The organism is Enterobacter sp. Li2LvB3, assembly GCF_056156645.1.
The window spans coordinates 1-21,943 of record NZ_JBSICG010000037.1 but is presented as its reverse complement, the minus strand read 5'-3'; the positions used below and the strand labels follow the sequence as shown (position 1 = coordinate 21,943).

Here is a 21,943-nt window from a genome sequence, read left to right as displayed (position 1 = left end):
CGCTTACCGGGCCTACAGGTGCACTCACAGTTAAAATCCCTGCCCCACTTTCAGTACCGCCGCAATATTTCTTGCTGCCAGGCGGACGTTCTCACCCGCATTTTCCAGCGCATCTTCCAGCGAGCAGATGGTATAAATCACGCTAAACACCGCGTCGATGCCGTGCTCATGAACCACCCCCACATCCGCAGTCAGGCTTCCCGCAATCCCGATAACCGGTTTGTTAAAGCGTTTAGCGACCTTCGCCACGCCAACGGGAACTTTGCCGTGAATAGTCTGGCTATCGATACGCCCTTCACCAGTGATAACCAGATCCGCATCAGCAACCTGCTCATCAAGGTGCAACGCGTCGGTCACAATCTCGATACCCTGACGCAGCTGTGCGCCGCAAAACGCGTACAACGCAGCCCCCATGCCACCAGCTGCACCGCCGCCTGCCAGATTTAAGACATCAATATCCAGATCCCGGGCGATCACTTTCGCGTAATGGGCAAGCGCGTTATCCAGCATCAGGATCATCTCTGGTGTGGCGCCTTTCTGTGGCCCAAACACCGCTGATGCGCCCTCTTCACCCGTTAACGGATTCGTGACGTCGCAGGCGACTTCTATCCGGCAGTCGGCAAGGCGTCTGTCCAGGCTGCTTCTGTCTATTTTCGCCAGCCGCTCAAGCTCGCTGCCGCCAGGACCAATGGCGTGGCCCTCGGCATCAAGCAATCTGGCACCCAGCGCCTGCACCATGCCAGCACCGCCGTCATTGGTTGCACTGCCGCCAATACCAATAATGATATGCTTAACCCCCACATCCAGCGCATGACGGATGAGTTCACCGGTTCCCCAGGAGGTTGTTTTTAATGGATTGCGTTGAGAGGGTGCGACCAGCTCCAGGCCGCTTGCCGCCGCCATTTCGATAAATGCGCTTTGTTCGTCTCCGGATAACCCATAGAACCCTTCCACGCGTTCACCCAACGGGCCAGTGACGGGGACGTGAACAATTCGCCCGCGGGTGGCAGCAACCATCGCCTCTACGGTGCCTTCACCGCCATCTGCAACCGGCAGTTTGACGTACTGTGCCGACGGGAAGATCTCGCGAAAACCCTGTTCTATCGCTGTCGCAACCTCAAGAGCACTCAAACTTTCCTTATACGAGTCCGGTGCGATAACTATTTTCATAAGCCATCCTTACGCATGTTAACTACGTTAAGCATACACCCGCCAGGTCGTCGAAAATGCCGATTCCCGCAGGAACCGGCAATACGCTTAACGCACCATGCAAGGGCGTTTGTTGTTGAAGGTCCAGTTCGGGATCAGATACTGCATTGAGATTGCGTCATCGCGCGCGCCCAGGCCATGCTTCTGGTATAGCTCATGCGCCTTCATCACTTGATCCATATCCAGCTCAACGCCCAGACCTGGCGTTGAAGGCACCTGCACCATACCGCCTTTGATTTCGAACGGCTGTTTGGTCAGACGCTGGTTGCCTTCCTGCCAGATCCAGTGGGTATCGATAGCGGTAATGTTGCCCGGCGCGGCGGCGGCGACATGGGTAAACATCGCCAGCGACACGTCGAAGTGGTTATTGGAGTGTGAGCCCCAGGTCAGGCCAAACTCATGACACATCTGCGCGACGCGCACAGAGCCCTGCATCGTCCAGAAGTGCGGGTCAGCCAGCGGAATATCGACAGATTGCAGAGAGAGCGTATGCCCCATCTGACGCCAGTCGGTCGCAATCATGTTGGTTGCCGTTGGCAAGCCGGTGGCGCGGCGGAATTCCGCCATCACTTCACGGCCGGAGAAGCCTTGCTCAGCGCCGCATGGGTCTTCTGCATAGGCCAGCACGCCTTTCAGCTGTTTGCCAATGTTGATGGCTTCATCGAGCGACCATGCGCCGTTTGGATCCAGCGTTACACGCGCCTGTGGGAAGCGTTTCGCCAGGGCAGAAATGGCTTCTGCCTCTTCCTCGCCCGCCAGTACGCCGCCTTTCAGTTTGAAATCGTTGAAGCCATATTTTTCGTAAGCGGCTTCTGCCAGACGCACAACCGCATCCGGGGTCATCGCTTCATCATGGCGGATGCGATACCAGTCGCATTTTTCATCCGGCTGGCTCTGGTACGGCAGTGGCGTCAGCTTACGGTTACCGACAAAGAACAGATAGCCGAGCATTTCTACTTCGCTACGCTGTTGCCCCTCACCCAGCAGCGACGCTACGTTCACGCCAAGATGCTGACCAAGCAGATCCAGCATCGCAGCTTCGATACCCGTGACAACGTGAATGGTGGTGCGCAGATCGAAGGTTTGCAGACCACGCCCACCAGCATCCCGATCGGCGAAGGTGCTACGCACCGCATTCAGGACGTTTTTATACTCACCAAGGGTTTTGCCCACGACCAGAGGGATTGCATCTTCCAGCGTCTTACGGATCTTCTCACCGCCTGGAATTTCGCCCACCCCGGTGTGGCCGGAGTTGTCTTTAATAATCACGATATTACGGGTAAAGAATGGGGCATGTGCGCCACTCAGGTTCATCAACATGCTGTCATAACCCGCAACCGGAATGATCTGCATGGAGGTAACTACAGGGGTAGAAAATGTGCTCATCGTTCAATCCTTTTATTTGTGACGTCCAAAAACAGGGCGTTTGCGGTCAAATGTCCAGCCAGGGATAAGGTATTGCATTGGGCCTGCGTCATTACGCGCACCACCCGGCAGTTTTTTATACGCCTCATGTGCTTTGTGGATCTGATCCCAGTCAAGCTCCACACCCAACCCTGGCGCATCGGGTACAGCGATTTTGCCGTTTTTGATTTCCAGCGGGTTTTTCGTCAGACGGGCTTCGCCCTCCTGCCAGATCCAGTGGGTATCAATAGCGGTCGGGTTGCCCGGAGCCGCTGCACCCACATGGGTAAACATCGCCAGCGAAATATCGAAATGGTTGTTAGAGTGGCAACCCCATGTCAGGCCCCAGTCATCGCAAAGCTGCGCAACCCGCACCGCGCCTGAGAGCGTCCAGAAATGCGGATCGGCCAGCGGAATATCAACTGAATTCAGCATGACCGCATGACCCATTTCGCGCCAGTTGGTCGCAATCATGTTGGTCGCCACCGGCAACCCGGTAGCACGACGGAATTCCGCCATCACTTCACGGCCGGAGAAACCCTGTTCAGCGCCGCACGGATCTTCCGCGTAGGTCAGCACGTCACCCAGGCCTTTGCACAAGGCGATAGCTTCATCGAGCAGCCACGCGCCGTTCGGATCAACGGTGATACGAGCATCCGGGAAGCGCTTTTTCAGGGCACGAGCGCTTTCAATCTCTTGCTCGCCCGGCAACACGCCACCTTTCAGTTTGAAATCTTTAAACCCGTAGCGATCCTGCGCCGCTTCAGCCAGGCGAACCACCGCCTCACTGGAAAGCGCTTCCTGATGGCGCAGGTGATACCACTCATGGTTGCCCGGCGAAGACGCCAGATAAGGCAGGTCCGTTTTGTTTCTGTCGCCGACATAAAACAGATAACCCAGAACCGTTACCGCATCGCGCTGCTTGCCTGGCCCTAATAGTTCACACACCGGGACATTCAGTGCCTTGCCCAGCAGGTCCAGAAGCGCGGCTTCCAGTGCGGCAACCGCATTCACACGCAGTTCAAACGTCCAGGCACCCTTGCCGAAGGTATCAAAATCAGCAGACTGGTTGCCCTTATGTACTTGTTGAACCACTTTGTTCAGACGGGCCACTTCCTGGCCTACAACCTGTGGGATCGCATCGACCAGCGTCTGGTAAATCACCTCACCACCCGGCGCTTCACCTACACCTGTATTACCGGCACTGTCGGTTAGCACCACAATGTTGCGGGTAAACCAGGCATTATGCGCGCCGCCGATGTTGAGCAGCATACTGTCTTGCCCGGCCACCGGGATGACCTTCATTTCAGTGACGATTGGGCTTGATTGCGTTGTCATCACCCACGCTCCGCAGCAGGTTTCAGTTCGATACGTTTGATATCACCCACCAGCACCAGGTAGCTCAGTACAGCGACCAGCGCATGGACACCCACGTAAATCAGCGCACCGTTAAAGGAGCCAGTGGTACCGACGATGTAACCAATAGCGATTGGGGTGACAATGCCGGAAATGTTGCCGAACATGTTGAACAGACCACCACTCAGGCCGCTGATCTCTTTTGGCGCAGTATCTGCCATCACCGCCCAGCCCAGCGCACCGATGCCTTTACCAAAGAACGCCATCGCCATAAAGCCGATAATCATCCATTCCGCACTCACGTAGTTACAGAACACCATAGTCATCGAGAGCAACATGCCGAGTACGATTGGCGTTTTACGGGCGATATTCAGAGAGCCGGTACGACGCATCAGCCAGTCAGAAATCACGCCCCCCAGCACGCCCCCCACAAATCCACAGACCGCCGGAATTGAGGCAACAAAACCCGCTTTGAGGATGGTCATCCCACGAGCCTGCACCAGATAAACCGGGAACCAGGTGATGAAGAAGTACGTTAAGGCGTTGATACAGTACTGGCCCAGATAGATGCCGATCATCATGCGAGAGCCGACCAGCTGTTTGATCTGCCCCCACTTCTGGCTGAACGGCACTTTTGTTTTAGTTTTCTGCTGATCCATGTTGATCAGCGCACCGCCTTCGGCAATGTACTCCAGCTCTTTCTTGTTCACGCCAGGATGCTGGTTTGGTTCATGGATCACTTTCATCCAGATGATACTGATGATGATCCCAAGCCCACCCATAAAGAAGAAGACGTGCGACCAGCCCACCTCCTGCGTCAACCAGCCCATAATCGGGGCGAAAATAACCGTGGCGAAGTACTGTGCGGAGTTAAAAATTGCCACCGCCGTTCCCCTCTCCTGCGCCGGGAACCAGGCCGCCACTATACGGCTGTTACCGGGGAAGGAAGGTGCTTCTGCTAACCCTACCAGGAACCGCAGGGTGAAGAGCGCAACGATAATGCCAAAGCCGCTGAAGATATCGACGAAACCCTGCAACAGGGTAAACATCGACCAGATAAAGATGGACCAGAAATAGACACGTTTGGAGCCAAAGCGATCAAGCAACCAGCCGCCCGGGATCTGACCTATAACATAGGCCCATGAAAATGCAGAGAAAACGTAACCCATGCCAACCGGATCAAGCCCGATATCTTTTGCCATTTCCGACCCGGCAATCGACAGCGTGGCGCGGTCACCATAGTTAAAGGACGTGACGATAAACAACATCACCACAATCCAGTAGCGAGCATTAGTGCGCTTCTCAGCGCTGCTGGCAGCCTGGCTTAATGTACTCATAGTTGCACTCCTGAATCCTGGCTTTCGCCGGTTCATTCTGTACAGTACCTGTAGGGTAATCAGAATGAGGTTAGTGTTTAGCAGTTTTGGTACGGCTTAACGCTGTTTTATAGTGAAGCCCTGCCTTTTAGTAACTGACGGGGAAAGTATATGAAGGAGTGATGCGTTACCTCACCGTGCATGAACACAACATTGACGGCATGGTAAGAGGTTGTTTGTGGCATAAGCCCAAACCACTGGAAGGTACTTCACGGAAATGAGGATTTTGAGAGGTAGGTCTCGCCGGGTGGCGGCTTCGCCTGACCCGGCCTACAAACTACAAAACTATTTTAGCAGTGTCGCCCAGTGTTCAACCCACGGGTTTGATTCGCTTTCCGGTTCAGGATGTTCACCGGCATCAATCAGCAGCATTTCACCCACGCGCTGAGCGCTTTGTTCCTGCAACAGGGCATCGAACTGCTTGCCACCGCCACAGAAATTGGCATAGGAGCTGTCCCCCAGGGCAATGATGCCGTAGTGAACGTCAGGCTGATAGCCAAGCTGGTCTTTAATTCCCTGGAAAAGCGGTACGATACTGTCCGGCAGATCGCCCTGTCCGGTGGTCGAGGTCACCACCAGGATGTATTTGTCCTGGTACTTTTTCCAGTCGTCCAGCCCCGGGTCTTCATACACGGTGGCCTTATGGCCCTGGTTTGTGAGGATCGCTTCGGCTTCTTCCGCCACCAGCAGTGAATTACCGTACATCGTGCCAACAAAAATGCCGACTTCAGCCATGTGTTGCTCCGTTAATTTTTGCTATTGCTGTTCATCCTGAACGCTGCCTGAAACAAACTCAACCCTTTCATTTTCGGGGAGTTGCCCCATCCAGCCAAACTGTGACAATGCCTGCATCCAGACGTCGTCCAGCCCCGCATGTATTGTCAGCGGTTTGCCGGTAAACGGGTGCGTAAGGCTCAGTTCGCTTGCGTGCAGCATCAGACGATGGCAGCCAAAATGTTCGGCCGCGCTGCGGTTCTGGCGCAAATCACCGTGCTTACTGTCGCCGATAATCGGATGGCGCAGATGCGCAAGATGGCGACGCAACTGGTGTTTGCGCCCGGTTTTGGGCAAAAGCTCAACCAGGCTGTATCGCGTGGTCGGAAACTTGCTGGTGGCCACTGGCATTTCCGTGGTCGCCATGCCGCGATAATCCGTCACCGCAGGTTGCGGACCTTTGTCATCGCGGGCAAATTTATCGGCAATTTTATCCAGTTCTTCCACCAGCGGATAATCCAGCCGGGCGGCATCTGTCAGCCAGCCACGTACAATCGCATGGTAACGTTTCTGGATCTGATGCTGCTCAAACTGCTGTGACAGCAGGCGCCCTGCCTCGCTGGAAAGCCCCATCAGCAATACGCCGGATGTCGGCCTGTCCAGGCGATGCGCGGTAAACACATGTTGACCAATCTGATCACGCACGGTCTGCATCACCACCACTTTTTCGTCGCGATCGAGCCAGCTACGGTGAACCAGCCAGCCTGAAGGTTTATTAACCGCCACCAGCCATTCATCCTGGTACAGGATTTCAAGCGTCATTCATCATCACCTGCAAACAGCGTATCCAGACGTTCCAGCTCAATCAGGAGTATTTCGCGCGCCGGATGTGCGGCATCCAGCGCCATTTCATAATACGGCGACACGGCAAAAGCCTGAGGGAGCGGATGCCCCCCGTCCAGCAACGCGTGCATACGCGGGATAAGGACCCATTGCAGCCACTCAAAAGGTTCAAGCGTATCCAGGCAGAAAGGCTGTGTACTAGAGAATGCTTCCGGCTGCGGAGATACCGCCTGCCAGAGCTGATGCTGACGTAATACTGCTTCGATGGCGTGCAGTTGGGCACGCACGTTGTCGTGACGCGTCATGAAAACCTCGACCGAAAAACACAATGGCGCGAAGCATAACACTGCCGAAGGGGGAAATAAAAAAAGGGAGCACTGTATAAACAGTGCTCCCGGTTCGTTTCGCAGCATTCCAGCTACAATTCGTGCTCCCTGCTCATCCGTGACAACTTTTCCTGAAGCCCGAAGGCCTGGTCATCCGTAAACCTTTGCATCCTTCTCACATCATCCTGACGTGAATGTTTCATCCTGAAACGTCCTGGTATTCCTGACCCACCGCCCATCCTGGCCGGTTCTCATTCTCCTTCCTGGAGGTGTCCTTTACGCGTCCTGCGTGATCCTTTTGCTTCATCCTGAAGCCTTCCTGAAGCGCCATCCTGACGTGTCCTGCGTGAGAAACGCCATCATCCTGATGTTCGTTTCTCGTGTCGGCGTCCTGTCGACAGAGATAGAATCCGCTATTCCGCTTCGTCTTACAACCCACTCTGTAAGCGCTGTAAGACTCATCTCAACACAACAAATTCACTATCCAATTGAAAATAATGAAGTTAATAGCAAAAGGTGGATGGGATTTAACTTAACGACGCGCCGATCTCTCACAAACCTTGTAAGAGATCTCTCACACGCGCTATAGCATGATGGATTACAGGAGAGGCTCAAGCCGGGTAAGGAAATCCGCAAGTGAAGGGGCGAGAACGTCGCGATTGCGGGTGCCGAGAGTCTCTTTAATCACTTCACCAGACAGATTGCAGACGGAGATAACGTCCAGTTCACTGTCGAGCGTGGCTATAAAAAGGGTCGGAGAAAGTTTAAGGCGCTTTTGCGTGACCAGATGACCAATCAGGTTCTCCTGAACACGTTGCAAATCATCTTCGCTCCACGTCTGTAACAGTGTCAGCGGTAAGCCGGCAAAGCGGGCATTCATATCCCCAGCGAATTGCAGGGTATAAAACGCATGAAGCGCAGGTTGTATCACAAGGTCCATTGCGCGTTCAACCGCATTTACATTGGGTTCCCCGGTGAACGGCTTCGGTTGCCAGATAACGCAATCGTCCAGAGTCGAGATGACGCATGGTGAAGGAATGCCATATAAGTCAGCGCTTTGCGGCCACGTCCCTTTCGCTTCTTGCCATGCTTCGCAGTAGCGAGTTGTAAATGTGGTCAGGGCATTTGCAGTTTCGATATCCACCGATTTCTCTCTTCTCGTAAGACAGGATAAACTCAGCCCTTAAGTGTACCTGCAAAGTGGCAATGAAACATGTCTTACGAAAATCATCAGGCGTTAACGGGCTTAACGCTGGGGAAATCGACCGATTACCGCGACACCTACGATGCAACCCTGTTGCAGGGTGTGCCGCGCAGTTTGAACCGCGATCCGCTTGGACTGCACGCCGATGCACTGCCATTTGTGGGTGGTGATATCTGGACACTGTACGAACTCTCCTGGCTGAATGCGCGCGGCCTGCCACAGGTGGCCGTAGGCCATGTGGAGCTGGATTACGCCAGCCTTAATCTGGTGGAGTCCAAAAGCTTCAAGCTGTACCTCAACAGCTTTAACCAGACCCGATTCGACAGCTGGGAAGATGTGCTGCACACCCTGGAGCGCGATTTACGTGCCTGCGCGAAAGGCGACGTCACAGTATCGTTGTATCGTCTGCATGAGCTGGAAGGCCAGCCTGTTGCCCACTTCAATGGAACCTGTATCGACGAACAGGATATTGAGATTGATAACTATGAGTTCAGCACCGACTACCTGGAAAACGCAGCCGGTGGCAAAGTCGTGGAAGAGACGCTGGTCAGCCATCTGCTGAAATCCAACTGCCTGATAACCCATCAGCCAGACTGGGGATCGGTGCAGATCCAGTATCGCGGGCCGAAGATCGACCGGGAAAAGCTGCTGCGCTACCTGGTGTCATTCCGCCATCACAACGAATTCCACGAGCAGTGCGTAGAACGCATCTTCAATGACATTCAGCGTTTCTGTCAGCCCGAGAAGCTGAGCGTTTATGCCCGCTATACCCGCCGTGGCGGCCTGGACATTAACCCGTGGCGCACCAATACCGATTTTGTGCCTGCGACCGGTCGTCTGGTGCGTCAGTAATATAAATATTTTCACAATATGCGGGCGGTATTCCGCCCAAACTGTTGTGAAACCTCATAAGCCAGGGCTATTGTAATCAACAGGGAAAGACGATAATCGTCCCGTAAGGAGCTCACTTGATTACACATATTAGCCCACTTGGCTCAATGGATATGTTGTCGCAGCTGGAAGTGGACATGCTTAAACGCACGGCCAGTAGCGATCTTTATCAACTGTTTCGTAATTGTTCTCTTGCCGTACTGAACTCCGGAAGCCTGACAGACAACAGTAAAGAACTGCTGTCCCGTTTCGAAAGCTTTGATATCAACGTGCTGCGCCGTGAGCGCGGTGTAAAACTTGAAGTCATCAATCCACCGGAAGAGGCCTTTGTCGACGGGCGAATTATTCGCTCACTCCAGGCAAACCTGTTCGCGGTGTTGCGCGATATCCTGTTTGTTAACGGGCAAATCCACAACGCGGGCCGTTTCCAGCATCTCGACCTGGAAAGCTCTGTTCACATCACTAACCTGGTCTTCTCTATCCTGCGTAACGCCCGTGCCCTGCACGTGGGTGAAGCACCGAATATGGTCGTTTGCTGGGGCGGTCACTCGATTAACGAAACCGAATACCTCTACGCCCGTCGGGTGGGGAACCAGCTCGGCCTGCGTGAGCTGAACATCTGTACCGGTTGCGGCCCGGGTGCCATGGAAGCGCCAATGAAGGGGGCGGCAGTCGGCCATGCGCAACAACGCTATAAAGAGGGGCGCTTTATCGGGATGACCGAGCCGTCCATCATTGCGGCCGAGCCACCGAACCCGCTGGTCAATGAGCTGATTATCATGCCGGATATCGAAAAACGTCTTGAGGCGTTTGTCCGTATCGCCCACGGGATAATCATCTTCCCTGGTGGTGTGGGTACGGCGGAAGAGCTGCTTTATCTGCTGGGGATTCTGATGAACCCGGCCAACAAAGATCAGGTATTGCCGTTGATCCTGACCGGGCCAAAAGAGAGCGCTGACTACTTCCGCGTTCTGGATGAGTTTATCGTACATACGCTCGGTGAATCTGCGCGCCGTCACTATCGCATTATCATTGATGATGCGGCGGAAGTAGCGCGTCAGATGAAGAAAGCCATGCCGCTGGTCAAAGAGAACCGTCGCGATACCGGTGATGCTTACAGCTTCAACTGGTCAATCCGTATTGCGCCGGAGCTGCAAATCCCGTTCGAACCTTCTCACGAGAATATGGCCAACCTGAAACTGTACCCGGATCAGCCGGTTGAAGTTCTGGCGGCCGATTTACGACGCGCCTTCTCCGGTATCGTTGCGGGTAACGTCAAAGAGATGGGGATCCGCGCTATCGAAGAGTTTGGCCCTTATAAGATACACGGTGACCCCGAGATGATGCGCCGCATGGATGACATGCTACAGGGCTTTGTCGCTCAACACCGCATGAAGCTGCCGGGTTCAGCCTACATTCCTTGCTACGAGATTTGCACGTAACTCCCGCAAGTGACGTCCATCAAGCCGGATAGTGCTGAAGCGCTATCCGGCTTTTTTTATTACCGTTACAACTCATACTTATCTCTTATGTGATTTACATAATCTAACTTCACGCAAACGATTACCTCGATTTTCAGACCGTAAATTATCAGCCTTAATCAAAATTACTCGTCAGAAAACACTAAAAAGCCTCTTCTTTACAGCGTAAGACTCCTAACTCACTGGTCAGTCTTTCAGGCTGCATGTTGTTAATGGTAGCCTTCGCGCCCGTAAATTCTCTTTGATGTTTTTTTAACAGATAAATGGTCTAAAGATATCCATATCAAAAGTGGATTATTGCATTTGGGATCAGGATCACTGATAGATTCATAACTAGAATGTATCTTTCCGCCCGCCAATAGTTACGGGCAAAAATTATTAAAAAACCGTCACTGAACGAATTTCATATTACCGTCAGGCACTTTTTCATCGGATTTGACTAAAAACCTGACAATTCGCTTCCTCCAGGAGATACAGATGGAAACCACTCAAACCAGCACCGTTGCTTCGATTGAATCCCGAAGTGGTTGGCGCAAAACGGATACCATGTGGATGCTTGGCCTTTACGGCACAGCAATCGGCGCTGGTGTACTGTTCCTTCCTATCAACGCAGGTGTCGGCGGTCTGATCCCGCTTATCATCATGGCCATCATCGCTTTCCCGATGACCTTCTTCGCACACCGCGGTCTGACCCGTTTTGTGCTGTCCGGTAAAAATCCGGGTGAAGACATCACTGAAGTGGTTGAAGAGCACTTCGGTATTGGCGCAGGCAAACTGATTACCCTGCTCTACTTCTTCGCGATTTACCCAATTCTGCTGGTGTATAGCGTGGCAATCACCAACACCGTTGAAAGCTTCATGACGCACCAGTTGCACCTGACGCCGCCACCGCGTGCCATTCTGTCGCTGATTCTGATCGTTGGCATGATGACCATCGTGCGTTTCGGTGAGCAGATGATTGTTAAAGCGATGAGCATTCTGGTGTTCCCGTTTGTGATTGCCCTGATGGTGCTGGCCTGCTACCTGATCCCACAGTGGAACGGTGCGGCTCTGGAAACCCTGTCACTGAGCAGTGCATCCGCGACCGGCAACGGCCTGCTAATGACCCTGTGGCTGGCCATCCCTGTGATGGTGTTCTCGTTCAACCACTCGCCAATCATCTCCTCCTTCGCCGTGGCGAAGCGTGAAGAGTACGGCAATGGTGCAGAGAAGAAATGCTCCAGCATCCTGGCTCGCGCTCACGTAATGATGGTTCTGACCGTGATGTTCTTCGTATTTAGCTGCGTACTGAGCCTGTCTCCAGCCGACCTGGCGGCAGCGAAAGAGCAGAACATTACGATCCTGTCTTACCTGGCTAACCACTTTAACGCACCGGTTATCGCCTGGATGGCGCCAATCATCGCGATTATCGCTATCACCAAATCCTTCCTGGGCCACTATCTGGGCGCACGTGAAGGTTTCAACGGCATGGTGATTAAATCTCTGCGCGGTAAAGGCAAGAGCATTGAAATCAACAAACTGAACAAAATGACTGCTCTGTTCATGCTGCTGAGCACCTGGGCTGTTGCCACGCTGAACCCAAGCATTCTGGGCATGATTGAAACCCTGGGTGGCCCGGTTATCGCGATGATTCTGTTCCTGATGCCGATGTATGCAATTCAGAAAGTACCTGCTATGCGTAAGTACAGCGGCCAGGTCAGCAACATCTTCGTTGTCATCATGGGACTTATCGCTATCTCTGCGATCTTCTATTCCCTGTACACCATGTTCTGATTATCTCCCGCGCCGCCTTCGGGCGGCGCACTCCTCCCTCCTGACTGATAGCAATGGACGCATCATGATTAGCGTATTCGATATCTTCAAAATCGGTATTGGTCCTTCCAGCTCTCACACCGTCGGACCAATGAAAGCCGGTAAACAATTCACGGATGACTTGATTGCACGCGGCATTTTGCACGACGTAACCCGCGTGGTTGTCGATGTATACGGTTCCCTTTCCCTGACGGGTAAAGGCCACCATACCGATATCGCCATCATCATGGGTCTGGCGGGAAACCTGCCGGATACCGTTGATATTGACGCGATCCCTGGTTTCATCCAGGACGTAAATACTCACGGTCGTTTGCTGCTGGCGAACGGCGAGCACGAAGTGGAATTCCCGGTTGATCGGTGCATGAACTTCCATGCCGACAATCTCTCCCGGCACGAAAACGGGATGCGAATTACCGCACTGGCCAGCGATAACGCCGTCTATAGCCAGACCTATTACTCCATCGGCGGCGGTTTCATCGTCGACGAAGACCATTTTGGCCAGACCAACAATTCTGCTGTTGAAGTGCCGTATCCATACAAAAATGCAGCAGATTTACAGCGCCACTGCCAGGAGACAGGTCTGTCGCTCTCTGGCCTGATGATGAAAAACGAACTGGCGCTGCACAGCAAAGAAGAGCTGGAGCAACACTTCGCGAACGTCTGGGAAGTGATGCGCGGCGGTATCGAGCGCGGGATCACCACCGAAGGCGTTCTGCCAGGCAAACTGCGTGTACCGCGCCGTGCGGCAGCACTGCGCCGGATGCTGGTCAGCACCGACAAAACCACCACTGACCCAATGGCCGTTGTCGACTGGATCAACATGTTCGCGCTGGCGGTAAACGAAGAGAACGCCGCAGGTGGCCGCGTGGTCACGGCACCGACTAACGGTGCGTGCGGTATTGTTCCAGCCGTACTGGCCTACTACGACAAATTTATCCGTGAAGTAAACGCCAACTCTCTGGCGCGCTACATGCTGGTTGCCAGTGCCATCGGCTCGCTCTATAAGATGAACGCCTCTATTTCCGGTGCGGAAGTGGGCTGTCAGGGTGAAGTCGGTGTGGCCTGTTCAATGGCGGCTGCGGGCCTGGCTGAACTACTGGGCGCGAGCCCGACTCAGGTGTGCATCGCCGCCGAAATCGGCATGGAGCACAACCTGGGTCTGACCTGTGATCCTGTCGCCGGGCAAGTTCAGGTGCCGTGCATCGAGCGTAACGCGATTGCTTCTGTTAAGGCAGTCAATGCGGCACGAATGGCGCTGCGTCGTACCAGCGAGCCGCGCGTGTGTCTCGATAAAGTTATCGAAACCATGTACGAGACAGGTAAAGATATGAACGCCAAATACCGTGAAACCTCTCGCGGTGGCCTGGCGATGAAGATCGTGACCTGCGATTAAACCGCTTAAGAAGCCTCGTTTTGCGAGGCTTCTTCCTGTTTTCCCCCGCACTATTCGTTTCATCCTGCCGACAGTGTTACCCTTTACTCAGTAGATTTAAGGGAGATTATCTGTGGCTGTTCATTTGCTTATCGTCGACGCACTTAACCTGATTCGCCGTATCCATGCGGTGCAGGGCACCCCCTGTAAAGACACCTGTCTGCACGCTATGGAGCAGCTTATCCGCCACAGTGAGCCAACCCATGTGGTTGCGGTATTTGACGACGAAGCCCGAAATACGGGCTGGCGCCACCAACGACTGCCCGACTACAAAGCCGGGCGTGCGCCGATGCCGGACGATCTGCACGCCGAAATGCCCGCAATCCGCGCCGCCTTTGAACAGCGTGGCGTCCCTTGCTGGGGCGCTGAGGGCTGTGAAGCAGACGACCTGGCGGCAACGCTTGCGGTAAAGGTCGCAAGCGCCGGACATCAGGCGACAATTGTCTCAACTGACAAAGGCTACTGTCAGTTGCTCTCCCCCACGATCCGCATTCGTGATTACTTTCAAAAGCGCTGGCTTGATGCACCGTTTATCACCAGCGAGTTTGGCGTCTCGCCTGAACAACTTCCTGATTACTGGGGCCTGGCGGGGATCAGCAGCTCGAAGGTGCCCGGTGTTGCCGGTATCGGGCCAAAGAGTGCCGCTCAACTCCTGAATGATTTTCAGAGTCTGGAGGGGATTTATGCCCGACTGGAAGACGTACCAGAAAAATGGCGTAAGAAGCTGGAAGCGCATAAAGAGATGGCATTTATTTGCCGGGATGTGGCGACATTACAGACGGATTTGCAGCTGGACGGGAATTTGCAGCAACTGCGGTTAGAGCGCAGTTAATACCCTCTCCCCAATGGGGAGAGGGTTAGGATGAGGGGACTATCGCTCGTCGCGACGCCCGCCCACAGCCGCCCACCAGCGACGAATGTGCACCGTCACCTCTTCGCGGTCGTGATAAAGCTGACGCGCCTGGATGACCACGTTAATACCGTGTTCATCCATCTGCTCCTGAATGTACGCCAGGTTCTGAGAAACTTCCTCATAGCGCTTTTTCATCGGCAATTTGAGGTTAAAAATCGTTTCACGACACCAGCCGTTCACCAGCCAGGATGCCATCAGCGCAGCAACTTTCGCTGGCTTCTCTACCATATCGCACACCATCCAGGAGATGTTGTTACGGGTTGGACGATAACGGAAACCGTCTTCGCGCAGCCAGGTCACCTGCCCGGTATCCATCAGGCTTTGCGCCATAGGGCCATTATCGACAGAAGAAACCCACATGTTGCGTTTCACCAGCTGATAGGTCCAGCCACCCGGGCACGCACCGAGATCGACGGCGTACATCCCGTTTGCCAGACGTTCGTCCCACTCATCCGCTGGAATAAAGACGTGAAACGCCTCTTCCAGTTTCAGCGTCGAACGGCTTGGGGCGTCGGACGGGAACCTCAGGCGCGGGATGCCCATAAAGAACGGCGAGTTATTATTGGTGTAGGAATACCCCGTATAACAACAGCCCGGTGCAATAAAGAAGATATGCACCACCGGGCGTTTCGGCGTCTCGTAGTTTGTCAGGATCCCGGCCTCGCGAAGTGCAGCGCGCAGCGGAACGGTGAACTTGCGGCAGAACTTCATCAGCTCTTTGCTTTCGTTAGTGTCTGCCACCTCAACGCGCAGGTCGCCGCCCTTCTCGACTACGCCCTGCAACATGCCCACAACAGGTGTAATGCGGTCTTCAGGCGGAAGATCTTTCAGCAGTTCTCCCGCAACAAACATCTGACGTGCAAAAATAAGCGAACTGAACGGCAACTCACGTGCCAGCTTATCGGCATCCTCAGGCTGATAACATTCAAACACCACGTAGCCCGCGTTCTCTTTAACGCGAGCAAAACCGAACACTTCGCGGCGTGCAGCCTTATCAGTAATTTCCGCGGCGCACTCTTTCTCAAACCCCGGGCGACAATATAAAACAACCTTATTCATGAACAACGCCCTTGCGTTTCAGACGGATAGCTCCGATAAACATTAATACCCAACCGGCCAGGAAGCTTACGCCGCCGACAGGTGTAACAAACGCCCACAGGCGCAAATGCGAGAGCGCCAGGCAATACAGGCTGCCACTGAACAGCACCGTACCCAGCGCCAGGAAGACGCTGCTCCAGTAAAACCAGATACTAATACGACGCTGCATCGCCACGGCCAGTCCGAAGATAGCCAGCGTGTGGAACGCCTGATATTCGAGGCCGGTCTGGATCCAGCCCATTTCCACAACCCCCAGGGATTTGCTTAACACATGCGCACCAAAGGCGCCCAGTGCGACAAAAATAAAGCCACTCACCGCGGCAAAAATCAGCATGAATCGGCTGGTCATGTTTCGGTCCTAAAGTTATGCGTGCCCTGCACACAAAAAGTTATTGTTCATATCTGAAGCGGAATTTTTCTTGCTCGCTCGCCGCTTTCGCCAGGATCCACTGCCGGAAGGCGGCTATTTTACCCAGTTCTGCCTGGCTGTCATGGCAAACCAGATAAAACGCATTCTTGCTGACCAGAACATCATTAAAAGGGCACACCAGACGGCCTGCCTCAATTTCGGACTGAGACATGACGTTGTTTGCCAATGCCACACCCTGCCCGTGAATCGCAGCCTGTAACACCATCGCACTGTGGCTAAAAATGGGGCCTTGCTGCACGTTTATATGATTAAGACCTAGCTGGCGGGTATAAGTTTGCCAGTCCCGACGAGAAGCATCGTGTAAAAGGGTGTGTAGCGCCAAATCTGATGGCGTTTTCAATGCTTTATCGCCGGTAAGTAAAATCGGGGAACAGACCGGAAGCAGATATTCTGCGTATAATTTCTCGACGCGTAAACCCGGCCAGTTGCCACGGCCATAAAAAATCGCCACATCGACATCATCCGCCAGTTTCTCTTCCTGACGGTCTACAGCCTGGATTCGGACATCAATTCCCGGATAAGCTGAGTTAAAGCTTGAGAGTCTGGGCACCAGCCATTGAATCGCAAAACTGGGCAATAAGCTTACGGTTAGCGCGCCTTTAGCGCTGCGTGCCTGTAGCTTGCGCGTGGCCTCGGTGAGCTGGGAGAAAATCTCTTTAATATCCTGAAAATAGCTCTGCCCCTCTTCCGTCAGAAGCAACGAACGGTTGCGACGACGAAACAACTTAAGCCCCAGGAAATCCTCCAGAGACTTGATTTGGTGACTTACTGCGGCCTGTGTCACAAAAAGCTCATCTGCTGCGCGGGTGAAACTCAGATGACGTGCTGCTGCATCAAAAACACGTAATGCATTAAGGGGTGGTAATCGCTTCGACATGGTTATCTGGCTTAGATGTTAACAAGATTTAACATATAGGAAACAACGTTTAACCTATTAGTTTTTTTTATCTGAGACATTATAATTTGTCCGTTGAGGAACTACCAGCAAATACCTATAGTGGCGGCACTTCCTGAGCCGGAACGAAAAGCTTTTTTTGGAATGCGTGTTCTAAAAGGCTTTTGGCTTACGGTTGTGATGTTGTGTTGTTGTGTTTGCAATTGGTCTGCGATTCAGACCACGGTAGCAACGCTACCAATTTTTCACTTCCTGTACATTTACCCTGTCTGTCCATAGTGATTAATGTAGCACCGCCGATTTGCGGTGCTTTTTTTTGTCCATTTTTTACCTCCCAAGTTTCTCCCCCCTGCGTTTCCTTTAACGACCTTGCCCTGCCGCCAAATTTGCGCGACGATCTAAGGACAGAAATGAGGAATTCCATGAACGCTTTCAGTCCCGCACATTTTCGCGAACAGTTTCCGGCGCTGGCCGATGCCGGTGTTTACCTTGATAGTGCTGCAACCGCGCTCAAACCACTGGCGGTTATCGAGGCAACAGAGCAGTTCTATAGCCTGAGTGCCGGTAACGTCCACCGCAGTCAGTTTGCCGAAGCACAACGCTTAACCGCGCGCTATGAAGCCGCCCGCGATCAGGTAGCGCGCCTGCTGAATGCCGAAAGCAGTAAAAATATCGTCTGGACGCGCGGAACCACAGAAGCCATAAACATGGTTGCCCAGTGTTACGCCAGACCGCTCCTGCAACCCGGCGACGAGATTATCGTCAGTGAAGCTGAACACCATGCCAACCTGGTTCCCTGGTTGATGGTTGCCGGGCAAACCGGGGCACGTGTCATCAGGCTGCCGCTGGGTGCCGATAATCTGCCCGATGTGGCTCGTTTGCCCGAGCTTATCACCGCCCGCAGCCGGATCCTGGCGCTGGGGCAGATGTCTAATGTCACCGGTGGCTGCCCGGATTTAGCGCGTGCCATTACCACCGCCCATGCCAGCGGCATGGTGGTCATGGTTGATGGTGCGCAGGGTGTTGTGCACTTTCCGGCAGACGTACAAAAACTCGATATCGATTTCTATGCATTTTCAGGGCACAAACTCTACGGGCCGACCGGCATTGGCGCCCTGTATGGCAAACCTGAGCTGCTGGCGCAGATGACACCGTGGCTTGGCGGCGGCAAAATGATTACCGAAGTCACGTTCGATGGCTTTAAAACTCAGGACATTCCTTACCGACTGGAAGCTGGCACCCCCAATGTGGCGGGGGTTATTGGGCTAAGCGCGGCGCTGGAGTGGCTTGGCGAAACGGACATCGTCCAGGCTGAAAGCTGGAGCCGCGGACTGGCAACCCTTGCGGAAGAAGAACTCAAAAAGCGCCCGGGATTCCGGTCGTTTCGCGTTCAGGATTCAAGTCTGTTAGCCTTTGATTTTGAAGGTGTTCATCACAGCGATATGGTGACACTTCTTGCCGAATATGGCATTGCCTTACGCGCCGGACAGCATTGCGCACAACCGTTACTGGCCGCACTGGGCGTCAGCGGTACGCTGCGTGCCTCTTTTGCTCCGTACAATACAAAAAGCGATGTCGAAGCGCTGGTTGCAGCCGTCGACCGCGCCCTTGAATTACTGGTGGATTAATGACTAGCCCCGCTTTAGCCGGACACCCGTTTGGTACCGTCATCACAGAAGAGACGCTAAAACAGACCTTCGCCCCACTTACCCAGTGGGAAGATAAATACCGTCAGCTGATTATGTTGGGTAAGCAGTTACCTGCTCTTTCAGACGCGCTTCGGGCACAGGCAAAAGAGATTGCCGGGTGTGAAAATCGCGTCTGGCTGGGGTTTAGCGCTACCGGCGAAACGCTGCATTTCTTTGGTGACAGCGAAGGCCGTATCGTTCGTGGCCTGCTGGCGGTACTGCTGACCGCCGTCGAAGGCAAAAGCGCCGCGCAACTGCTGGCCCATTCACCCTTAACGCTGTTTGATGAGCTGGGCCTGCGTGCGCAGCTTAGCGCCTCGCGCAGTCAGGGGTTGACCGCGCTTAGCGAAGCGGTGCAGGACGCGGCGCGACAGGCTCAGGCCTGACGTTCCGCCTTTGCCATCATTTTCTTCAGCGCGTGCGACACCGCGATAAAGCCAAAGGACGCGGTCACCATGGTGGCCGCGCCAAAACCGGAAGCGCAATCCATCCGTTTTGGCCCTTCCGCTGTGCTTTTCATGGCACAAACAGACCCGTCAGCCTGTGGGTAAACCAGCGCTTCTGTCGAAAATACGCAGTCCACACCCAGCTTACCTTTGCTGTTTTTCACGACGTTAAAGTCGCTTTTTAATCTCTCGCGCAGTTTCGCCGCCAGAGGATCCTGAATCGTTTTCGCCAGATCAGCCACCTGGATCTGCGTCGGGTCGATTTGCCCACCCGCGCCACCGGTTGTCACCAGCGGAACCTTGTAGCGACGGCAGTAAGCAATCAACGCCGCCTTTGGACGCACGCTGTCGATGGCATCAATCACGTAGCTATAGCCTTTGCTCATGTACTCAGCAACGTTATCTGCCGTCACGAAATCATCAATCACCGTGACCTGGCACTCAGGGTTGATCAGACGAATACGCTCGGCCATCACCTCAGATTTGGCAAGACCTACGTTATCCCGCAGAGCGTGGATTTGTCTGTTGGTGTTGGTGACACAGACATCATCCATATCAATCAATGTGATGGCACCAATACCGGTTCTGGCCAGCGCTTCTGCCGCCCAGGAGCCGACACCACCGATCCCCACTACGCACACGTGCGCATCTGCAAACAGTTGCAGGGCTTTTTCGCCATATAAACGTGCCGTACCGCCAAAACGCTGGCGCCACGCATCGCTGATTACCACAGACATAAAACCTCAGATGTAAAAAGGGTGAGGTTATCCCTCACCCTGAACAGTAATCCGTATTCCGATCAGAATACCATAATCAGCCGCTGAATACGTTGCCGCCCGGTGCTGCCGCTTTCAGCACCCAGACACGCCCGTAGTGGTTATACCAGCCAGCACGATGACCAGCATCCGGGCCAATCCCCTGATAAATATCGAAATGCTGGCCCTTGATAGCGCCACCGACATCCAGGGCAACCATCAGGCGTAATTCATACTGGCCGCTAAATTTCCCGTTGTTATCCAACAGAGGCACTTCCGCCAGCAGTGTGGTACCCGCCGGAATAATTGAACGATCAGATGCCACAGAAGCACGGCCAATCAACGGTACGGCACTTGCCCCTTTCACCGGGGCATAGTTCTGCGGTTTGAAGAAGACGAAGGATGGGTTTTGCTCCAGCAGCTCGCGCACTTCGGCCTCGCTGTGTTTTTCGCCCCACTCGCGGATAGCCTGCATCGACATATCTTCTTTCTTCACTTCACCACGATCGATAAGCACTTTGCCGATACTGCGGTAGGCATGTCCGTTTTTACCGGAGTAGCTGAAGAAGTTAAGCGGAGAACCATCACCAAAATCGATATAACCACTGCCCTGCACGTCCATGATGAAGTTGTCCATCAGGGAGTTACTGTAGGCCAGCACATAGCTATCACTTAAGCCACCCGAGTAAATCTCTGCACGGGACGGTAAACGCCCACGTTTTGGTGGCATCCGGTAGATAGGGTACTGGAATTCGCCCTGACGGGTGTGTCGCGCCTGGATGACAGGCGTGTAGTAGCCGGTAAACTGGACGTTGCCGTAGTTATCTGCACCTTCCATCTGCCAGGCATCAATACCAAACTGGCGCATATTGCGCGTGTCGCCGCCCGCACGCAGCCAGTCCTGTACTGCACTGTAAACGTTATTCTGTGAGCCATACAGACGCGGTGACGCACTGCGGATCTGATAGACCTGCTCGGAGAAATCCCCGGCGTTAATCGGTGCGCCTACGGCATCGGGTTGGTTAACTAAAGAGAAAGGCTGGGACAATTTCCCGTCTTTATACTGTTGACCGCGATCGGTCGGTTTGGAAGAGCAGGCCGCAAGAATAGCTACCATTGCGCCTGTCATTAGATACTTCGCCCAACGTCCTTTCATTATATCTCGTCTTTAAGTTGCCCTTATCCGCGTGATGAAGATAACAAACCACCAGGGCTAATGAAATGCAATCACATGCCCTTTGGCAAATTTTGCGCAAAAAATAGTCCACAGGATGCGATGTCGTTCAATTTACATACTAATTACATCAATTATGTAAAAAAGGGGTTGCATCACAAAGCTATCCGCGTATAGTGCGCATCCACGGACGCGGGGTGGAGCAGCCTGGTAGCTCGTCGGGCTCATAACCCGAAGGTCGTCGGTTCAAATCCGGCCCCCGCAACCAATTAAAATTTGATGAAGTATCTTCTATGAATAGAAGAGATTTTTGTTAAGTAGTTTGAATCACAGCAAGGCGGCGACGCAGTGAATCCTTAGAAGCTTACTCCAGTAAGTGACTGAGGTGAACGAGGAAAGCCAACGCAGATGTGATTTGAAATACGAAGCAAAAAGACGGACGCGGGGTGGAGCAGCCTGGTAGCTCGTCGGGCTCATAACCCGAAGGTCGTCGGTT

20 protein-coding genes and 1 tRNA gene are annotated in these 21,943 nt (G+C 53.7%); 8 read left to right on the top strand and 13 right to left on the bottom strand.

The window, feature by feature from the left end; translation table 11 throughout:
• Window positions 1-30: 30 nt before the first annotated feature.
• The 8 genes from ACS603_RS22360 to syd all read right to left on the bottom strand — a co-directional run bounded on the left by ACS603_RS22360 (window position 31) and on the right by syd (window position 8,372).
• Entirely contained in the window at window positions 31-1,170 is a 1,140-nt protein-coding gene (locus ACS603_RS22360) for a glycerate kinase (RefSeq protein ID WP_182062262.1), read from the bottom strand.
• Window positions 1,171-1,257: 87 nt separating this feature from the next.
• On the bottom strand, window positions 1,258-2,595 hold the full coding sequence (gene gudD / locus ACS603_RS22355) for a glucarate dehydratase (RefSeq protein WP_182062263.1): 1,338 nt from the start codon (window positions 2,593-2,595) through the stop codon (window positions 1,258-1,260).
• 12 nt (window positions 2,596-2,607) lie between these two features.
• The gene (locus ACS603_RS22350) at window positions 2,608-3,951 is read right to left on the bottom strand and encodes an enolase C-terminal domain-like protein (protein WP_474944942.1); all 1,344 of its coding nucleotides are present in this window, start codon (window positions 3,949-3,951) and stop codon (window positions 2,608-2,610) included.
• Complete coding sequence (gene gudP, locus ACS603_RS22345; RefSeq protein WP_182062265.1) at window positions 3,951-5,306, bottom strand: galactarate/glucarate/glycerate transporter GudP; 1,356 nt, start codon at window positions 5,304-5,306, stop codon at window positions 3,951-3,953. Before gudP ends, ACS603_RS22350 begins: the two co-directional genes overlap by 1 nt.
• Window positions 5,307-5,630: 324 nt before the next feature.
• Window positions 5,631-6,080 (bottom strand): flavodoxin, encoded by a 450-nt coding sequence (locus ACS603_RS22340; protein WP_474944941.1) that lies wholly within the window; start codon window positions 6,078-6,080, stop codon window positions 5,631-5,633.
• Between the two features lie 21 nt (window positions 6,081-6,101).
• Window positions 6,102-6,881 carry a tRNA pseudouridine(65) synthase TruC gene (gene truC / locus ACS603_RS22335; protein WP_182062267.1) on the bottom strand — a complete coding sequence of 260 codons (780 nt, stop codon included), beginning with the start codon at window positions 6,879-6,881 and terminating at the stop codon, window positions 6,102-6,104.
• Window positions 6,878-7,207: a YqcC family protein gene (locus tag ACS603_RS22330; RefSeq protein ID WP_182062268.1), complete on the bottom strand. Its 330-nt coding sequence runs from the start codon at window positions 7,205-7,207 to the stop codon at window positions 6,878-6,880. The genes truC and ACS603_RS22330 overlap by 4 nt, the downstream gene beginning before the upstream one ends.
• A gap of 619 nt (window positions 7,208-7,826) precedes the next feature.
• The gene (syd, locus tag ACS603_RS22325; RefSeq protein ID WP_182062269.1) at window positions 7,827-8,372 is read right to left on the bottom strand and encodes a SecY-interacting protein; all 546 of its coding nucleotides are present in this window, start codon (window positions 8,370-8,372) and stop codon (window positions 7,827-7,829) included.
• Window positions 8,373-8,441: 69 nt separating this feature from the next.
• Here syd and queF point away from each other — a divergent pair, with 69 nt between their 5' ends.
• The 5 genes from queF (at window position 8,442) to xni (ending at window position 14,880) form a co-directional block, all read left to right on the top strand.
• Window positions 8,442-9,284, top strand: a complete 843-nt coding sequence (gene queF / locus ACS603_RS22320) for an NADPH-dependent 7-cyano-7-deazaguanine reductase QueF (protein WP_474944940.1) — start codon at window positions 8,442-8,444, stop codon at window positions 9,282-9,284.
• 116 nt (window positions 9,285-9,400) lie between these two features.
• On the top strand, window positions 9,401-10,765 hold the full coding sequence (ppnN, locus tag ACS603_RS22315; RefSeq protein ID WP_182062271.1) for a nucleotide 5'-monophosphate nucleosidase PpnN: 1,365 nt from the start codon (window positions 9,401-9,403) through the stop codon (window positions 10,763-10,765).
• Window positions 10,766-11,281: 516 nt separating this feature from the next.
• Window positions 11,282-12,577 carry an HAAAP family serine/threonine permease gene (locus ACS603_RS22310; protein ID WP_182062272.1) on the top strand — a complete coding sequence of 432 codons (1,296 nt, stop codon included), beginning with the start codon at window positions 11,282-11,284 and terminating at the stop codon, window positions 12,575-12,577.
• A 64-nt stretch (window positions 12,578-12,641) separates the two neighbouring features.
• Complete coding sequence (locus ACS603_RS22305; protein ID WP_474944939.1) at window positions 12,642-14,009, top strand: L-serine ammonia-lyase; 1,368 nt, start codon at window positions 12,642-12,644, stop codon at window positions 14,007-14,009.
• Window positions 14,010-14,121: 112 nt separating this feature from the next.
• Window positions 14,122-14,880, top strand: coding sequence for a flap endonuclease Xni (gene xni, locus ACS603_RS22300; RefSeq protein WP_474944938.1), 759 nt, complete (start codon window positions 14,122-14,124; stop codon window positions 14,878-14,880).
• A gap of 39 nt (window positions 14,881-14,919) precedes the next feature.
• Here xni and rlmM read toward each other — a convergent pair whose 3' ends face one another.
• The 3 genes from rlmM to gcvA are packed head-to-tail and all read right to left on the bottom strand — an operon-like array spanning window position 14,920 to window position 17,366.
• Entirely contained in the window at window positions 14,920-16,020 is a 1,101-nt protein-coding gene (rlmM, locus tag ACS603_RS22295; protein ID WP_182062275.1) for a 23S rRNA (cytidine(2498)-2'-O)-methyltransferase RlmM, read from the bottom strand.
• On the bottom strand, window positions 16,013-16,408 hold the full coding sequence (locus tag ACS603_RS22290; protein ID WP_003862756.1) for a DUF423 domain-containing protein: 396 nt from the start codon (window positions 16,406-16,408) through the stop codon (window positions 16,013-16,015). Before ACS603_RS22290 ends, rlmM begins: the two co-directional genes overlap by 8 nt.
• 40 nt (window positions 16,409-16,448) lie before the next feature.
• Window positions 16,449-17,366, bottom strand: coding sequence for a glycine cleavage system transcriptional regulator GcvA (gcvA, locus tag ACS603_RS22285; protein ID WP_182062276.1), 918 nt, complete (start codon window positions 17,364-17,366; stop codon window positions 16,449-16,451).
• 440 nt (window positions 17,367-17,806) lie between these two features.
• On the opposite strand from gcvA, the gene csdA reads away from it, so the two are divergent.
• Together csdA and csdE are read left to right on the top strand one after the other, a co-directional pair.
• A complete protein-coding gene (gene csdA, locus ACS603_RS22280) occupies window positions 17,807-19,012 on the top strand; it encodes a cysteine desulfurase CsdA (protein WP_474944937.1) in 1,206 nt (401 codons plus the stop codon).
• A complete protein-coding gene (gene csdE, locus ACS603_RS22275; protein ID WP_182062278.1) occupies window positions 19,012-19,458 on the top strand; it encodes a cysteine desulfurase sulfur acceptor subunit CsdE in 447 nt (148 codons plus the stop codon). The genes csdA and csdE overlap by 1 nt, the downstream gene beginning before the upstream one ends.
• Here the strand turns inward: csdE and tcdA are convergent.
• Together tcdA and mltA are read right to left on the bottom strand one after the other, a co-directional pair.
• Window positions 19,449-20,255, bottom strand: a complete 807-nt coding sequence (tcdA, locus tag ACS603_RS22270) for a tRNA cyclic N6-threonylcarbamoyladenosine(37) synthase TcdA (RefSeq protein WP_315686652.1) — start codon at window positions 20,253-20,255, stop codon at window positions 19,449-19,451. The two genes, csdE and tcdA, sit on opposite strands and share 10 nt — an antisense overlap.
• A gap of 76 nt (window positions 20,256-20,331) precedes the next feature.
• Window positions 20,332-21,429 (bottom strand): murein transglycosylase A, encoded by a 1,098-nt coding sequence (gene mltA / locus ACS603_RS22265; protein ID WP_182062280.1) that lies wholly within the window; start codon window positions 21,427-21,429, stop codon window positions 20,332-20,334.
• Between the two features lie 209 nt (window positions 21,430-21,638).
• Here mltA and ACS603_RS22260 point away from each other — a divergent pair.
• Window positions 21,639-21,715: transfer RNA gene (locus tag ACS603_RS22260), tRNA-Met, on the top strand.
• Window positions 21,716-21,943: the final 228 nt, after the last annotated feature.

Excerpts from the sequence above, each read along its gene's own strand:
- ACS603_RS22330 (WP_182062268.1), bottom strand. The coding sequence starts at position 7,207 with ATGACGCGTCACGACAACGTGCGTGCCCAACTGCACGCCATCGAAGCA.
- ACS603_RS22310 (WP_182062272.1), top strand. The coding sequence starts at position 11,282 with ATGGAAACCACTCAAACCAGCACCGTTGCTTCGATTGAATCCCGAAGT.
- csdE (WP_182062278.1), top strand. The coding sequence starts at position 19,012 with ATGACTAGCCCCGCTTTAGCCGGACACCCGTTTGGTACCGTCATCACA.
- gudD (WP_182062263.1), bottom strand. The coding sequence starts at position 2,595 with ATGAGCACATTTTCTACCCCTGTAGTTACCTCCATGCAGATCATTCCG.
- ACS603_RS22305 (WP_474944939.1), top strand. The coding sequence starts at position 12,642 with ATGATTAGCGTATTCGATATCTTCAAAATCGGTATTGGTCCTTCCAGC.
- ACS603_RS22360 (WP_182062262.1), bottom strand. The coding sequence starts at position 1,170 with ATGAAAATAGTTATCGCACCGGACTCGTATAAGGAAAGTTTGAGTGCT.
- truC (WP_182062267.1), bottom strand. The coding sequence starts at position 6,881 with ATGACGCTTGAAATCCTGTACCAGGATGAATGGCTGGTGGCGGTTAAT.
- ACS603_RS22340 (WP_474944941.1), bottom strand. The coding sequence starts at position 6,080 with ATGGCTGAAGTCGGCATTTTTGTTGGCACGATGTACGGTAATTCACTG.
- ACS603_RS22350 (WP_474944942.1), bottom strand. The coding sequence starts at position 3,951 with ATGACAACGCAATCAAGCCCAATCGTCACTGAAATGAAGGTCATCCCG.
- gudP (WP_182062265.1), bottom strand. The coding sequence starts at position 5,306 with ATGAGTACATTAAGCCAGGCTGCCAGCAGCGCTGAGAAGCGCACTAAT.
- mltA (WP_182062280.1), bottom strand. The coding sequence starts at position 21,429 with ATGAAAGGACGTTGGGCGAAGTATCTAATGACAGGCGCAATGGTAGCT.
- ACS603_RS22290 (WP_003862756.1), bottom strand. The coding sequence starts at position 16,408 with ATGACCAGCCGATTCATGCTGATTTTTGCCGCGGTGAGTGGCTTTATT.
- queF (WP_474944940.1), top strand. The coding sequence starts at position 8,442 with ATGTCTTACGAAAATCATCAGGCGTTAACGGGCTTAACGCTGGGGAAA.
- gcvA (WP_182062276.1), bottom strand. The coding sequence starts at position 17,366 with ATGTCGAAGCGATTACCACCCCTTAATGCATTACGTGTTTTTGATGCA.
- tcdA (WP_315686652.1), bottom strand. The coding sequence starts at position 20,255 with ATGTCTGTGGTAATCAGCGATGCGTGGCGCCAGCGTTTTGGCGGTACG.
- csdA (WP_474944937.1), top strand. The coding sequence starts at position 17,807 with ATGAACGCTTTCAGTCCCGCACATTTTCGCGAACAGTTTCCGGCGCTG.
- rlmM (WP_182062275.1), bottom strand. The coding sequence starts at position 16,020 with ATGAATAAGGTTGTTTTATATTGTCGCCCGGGGTTTGAGAAAGAGTGC.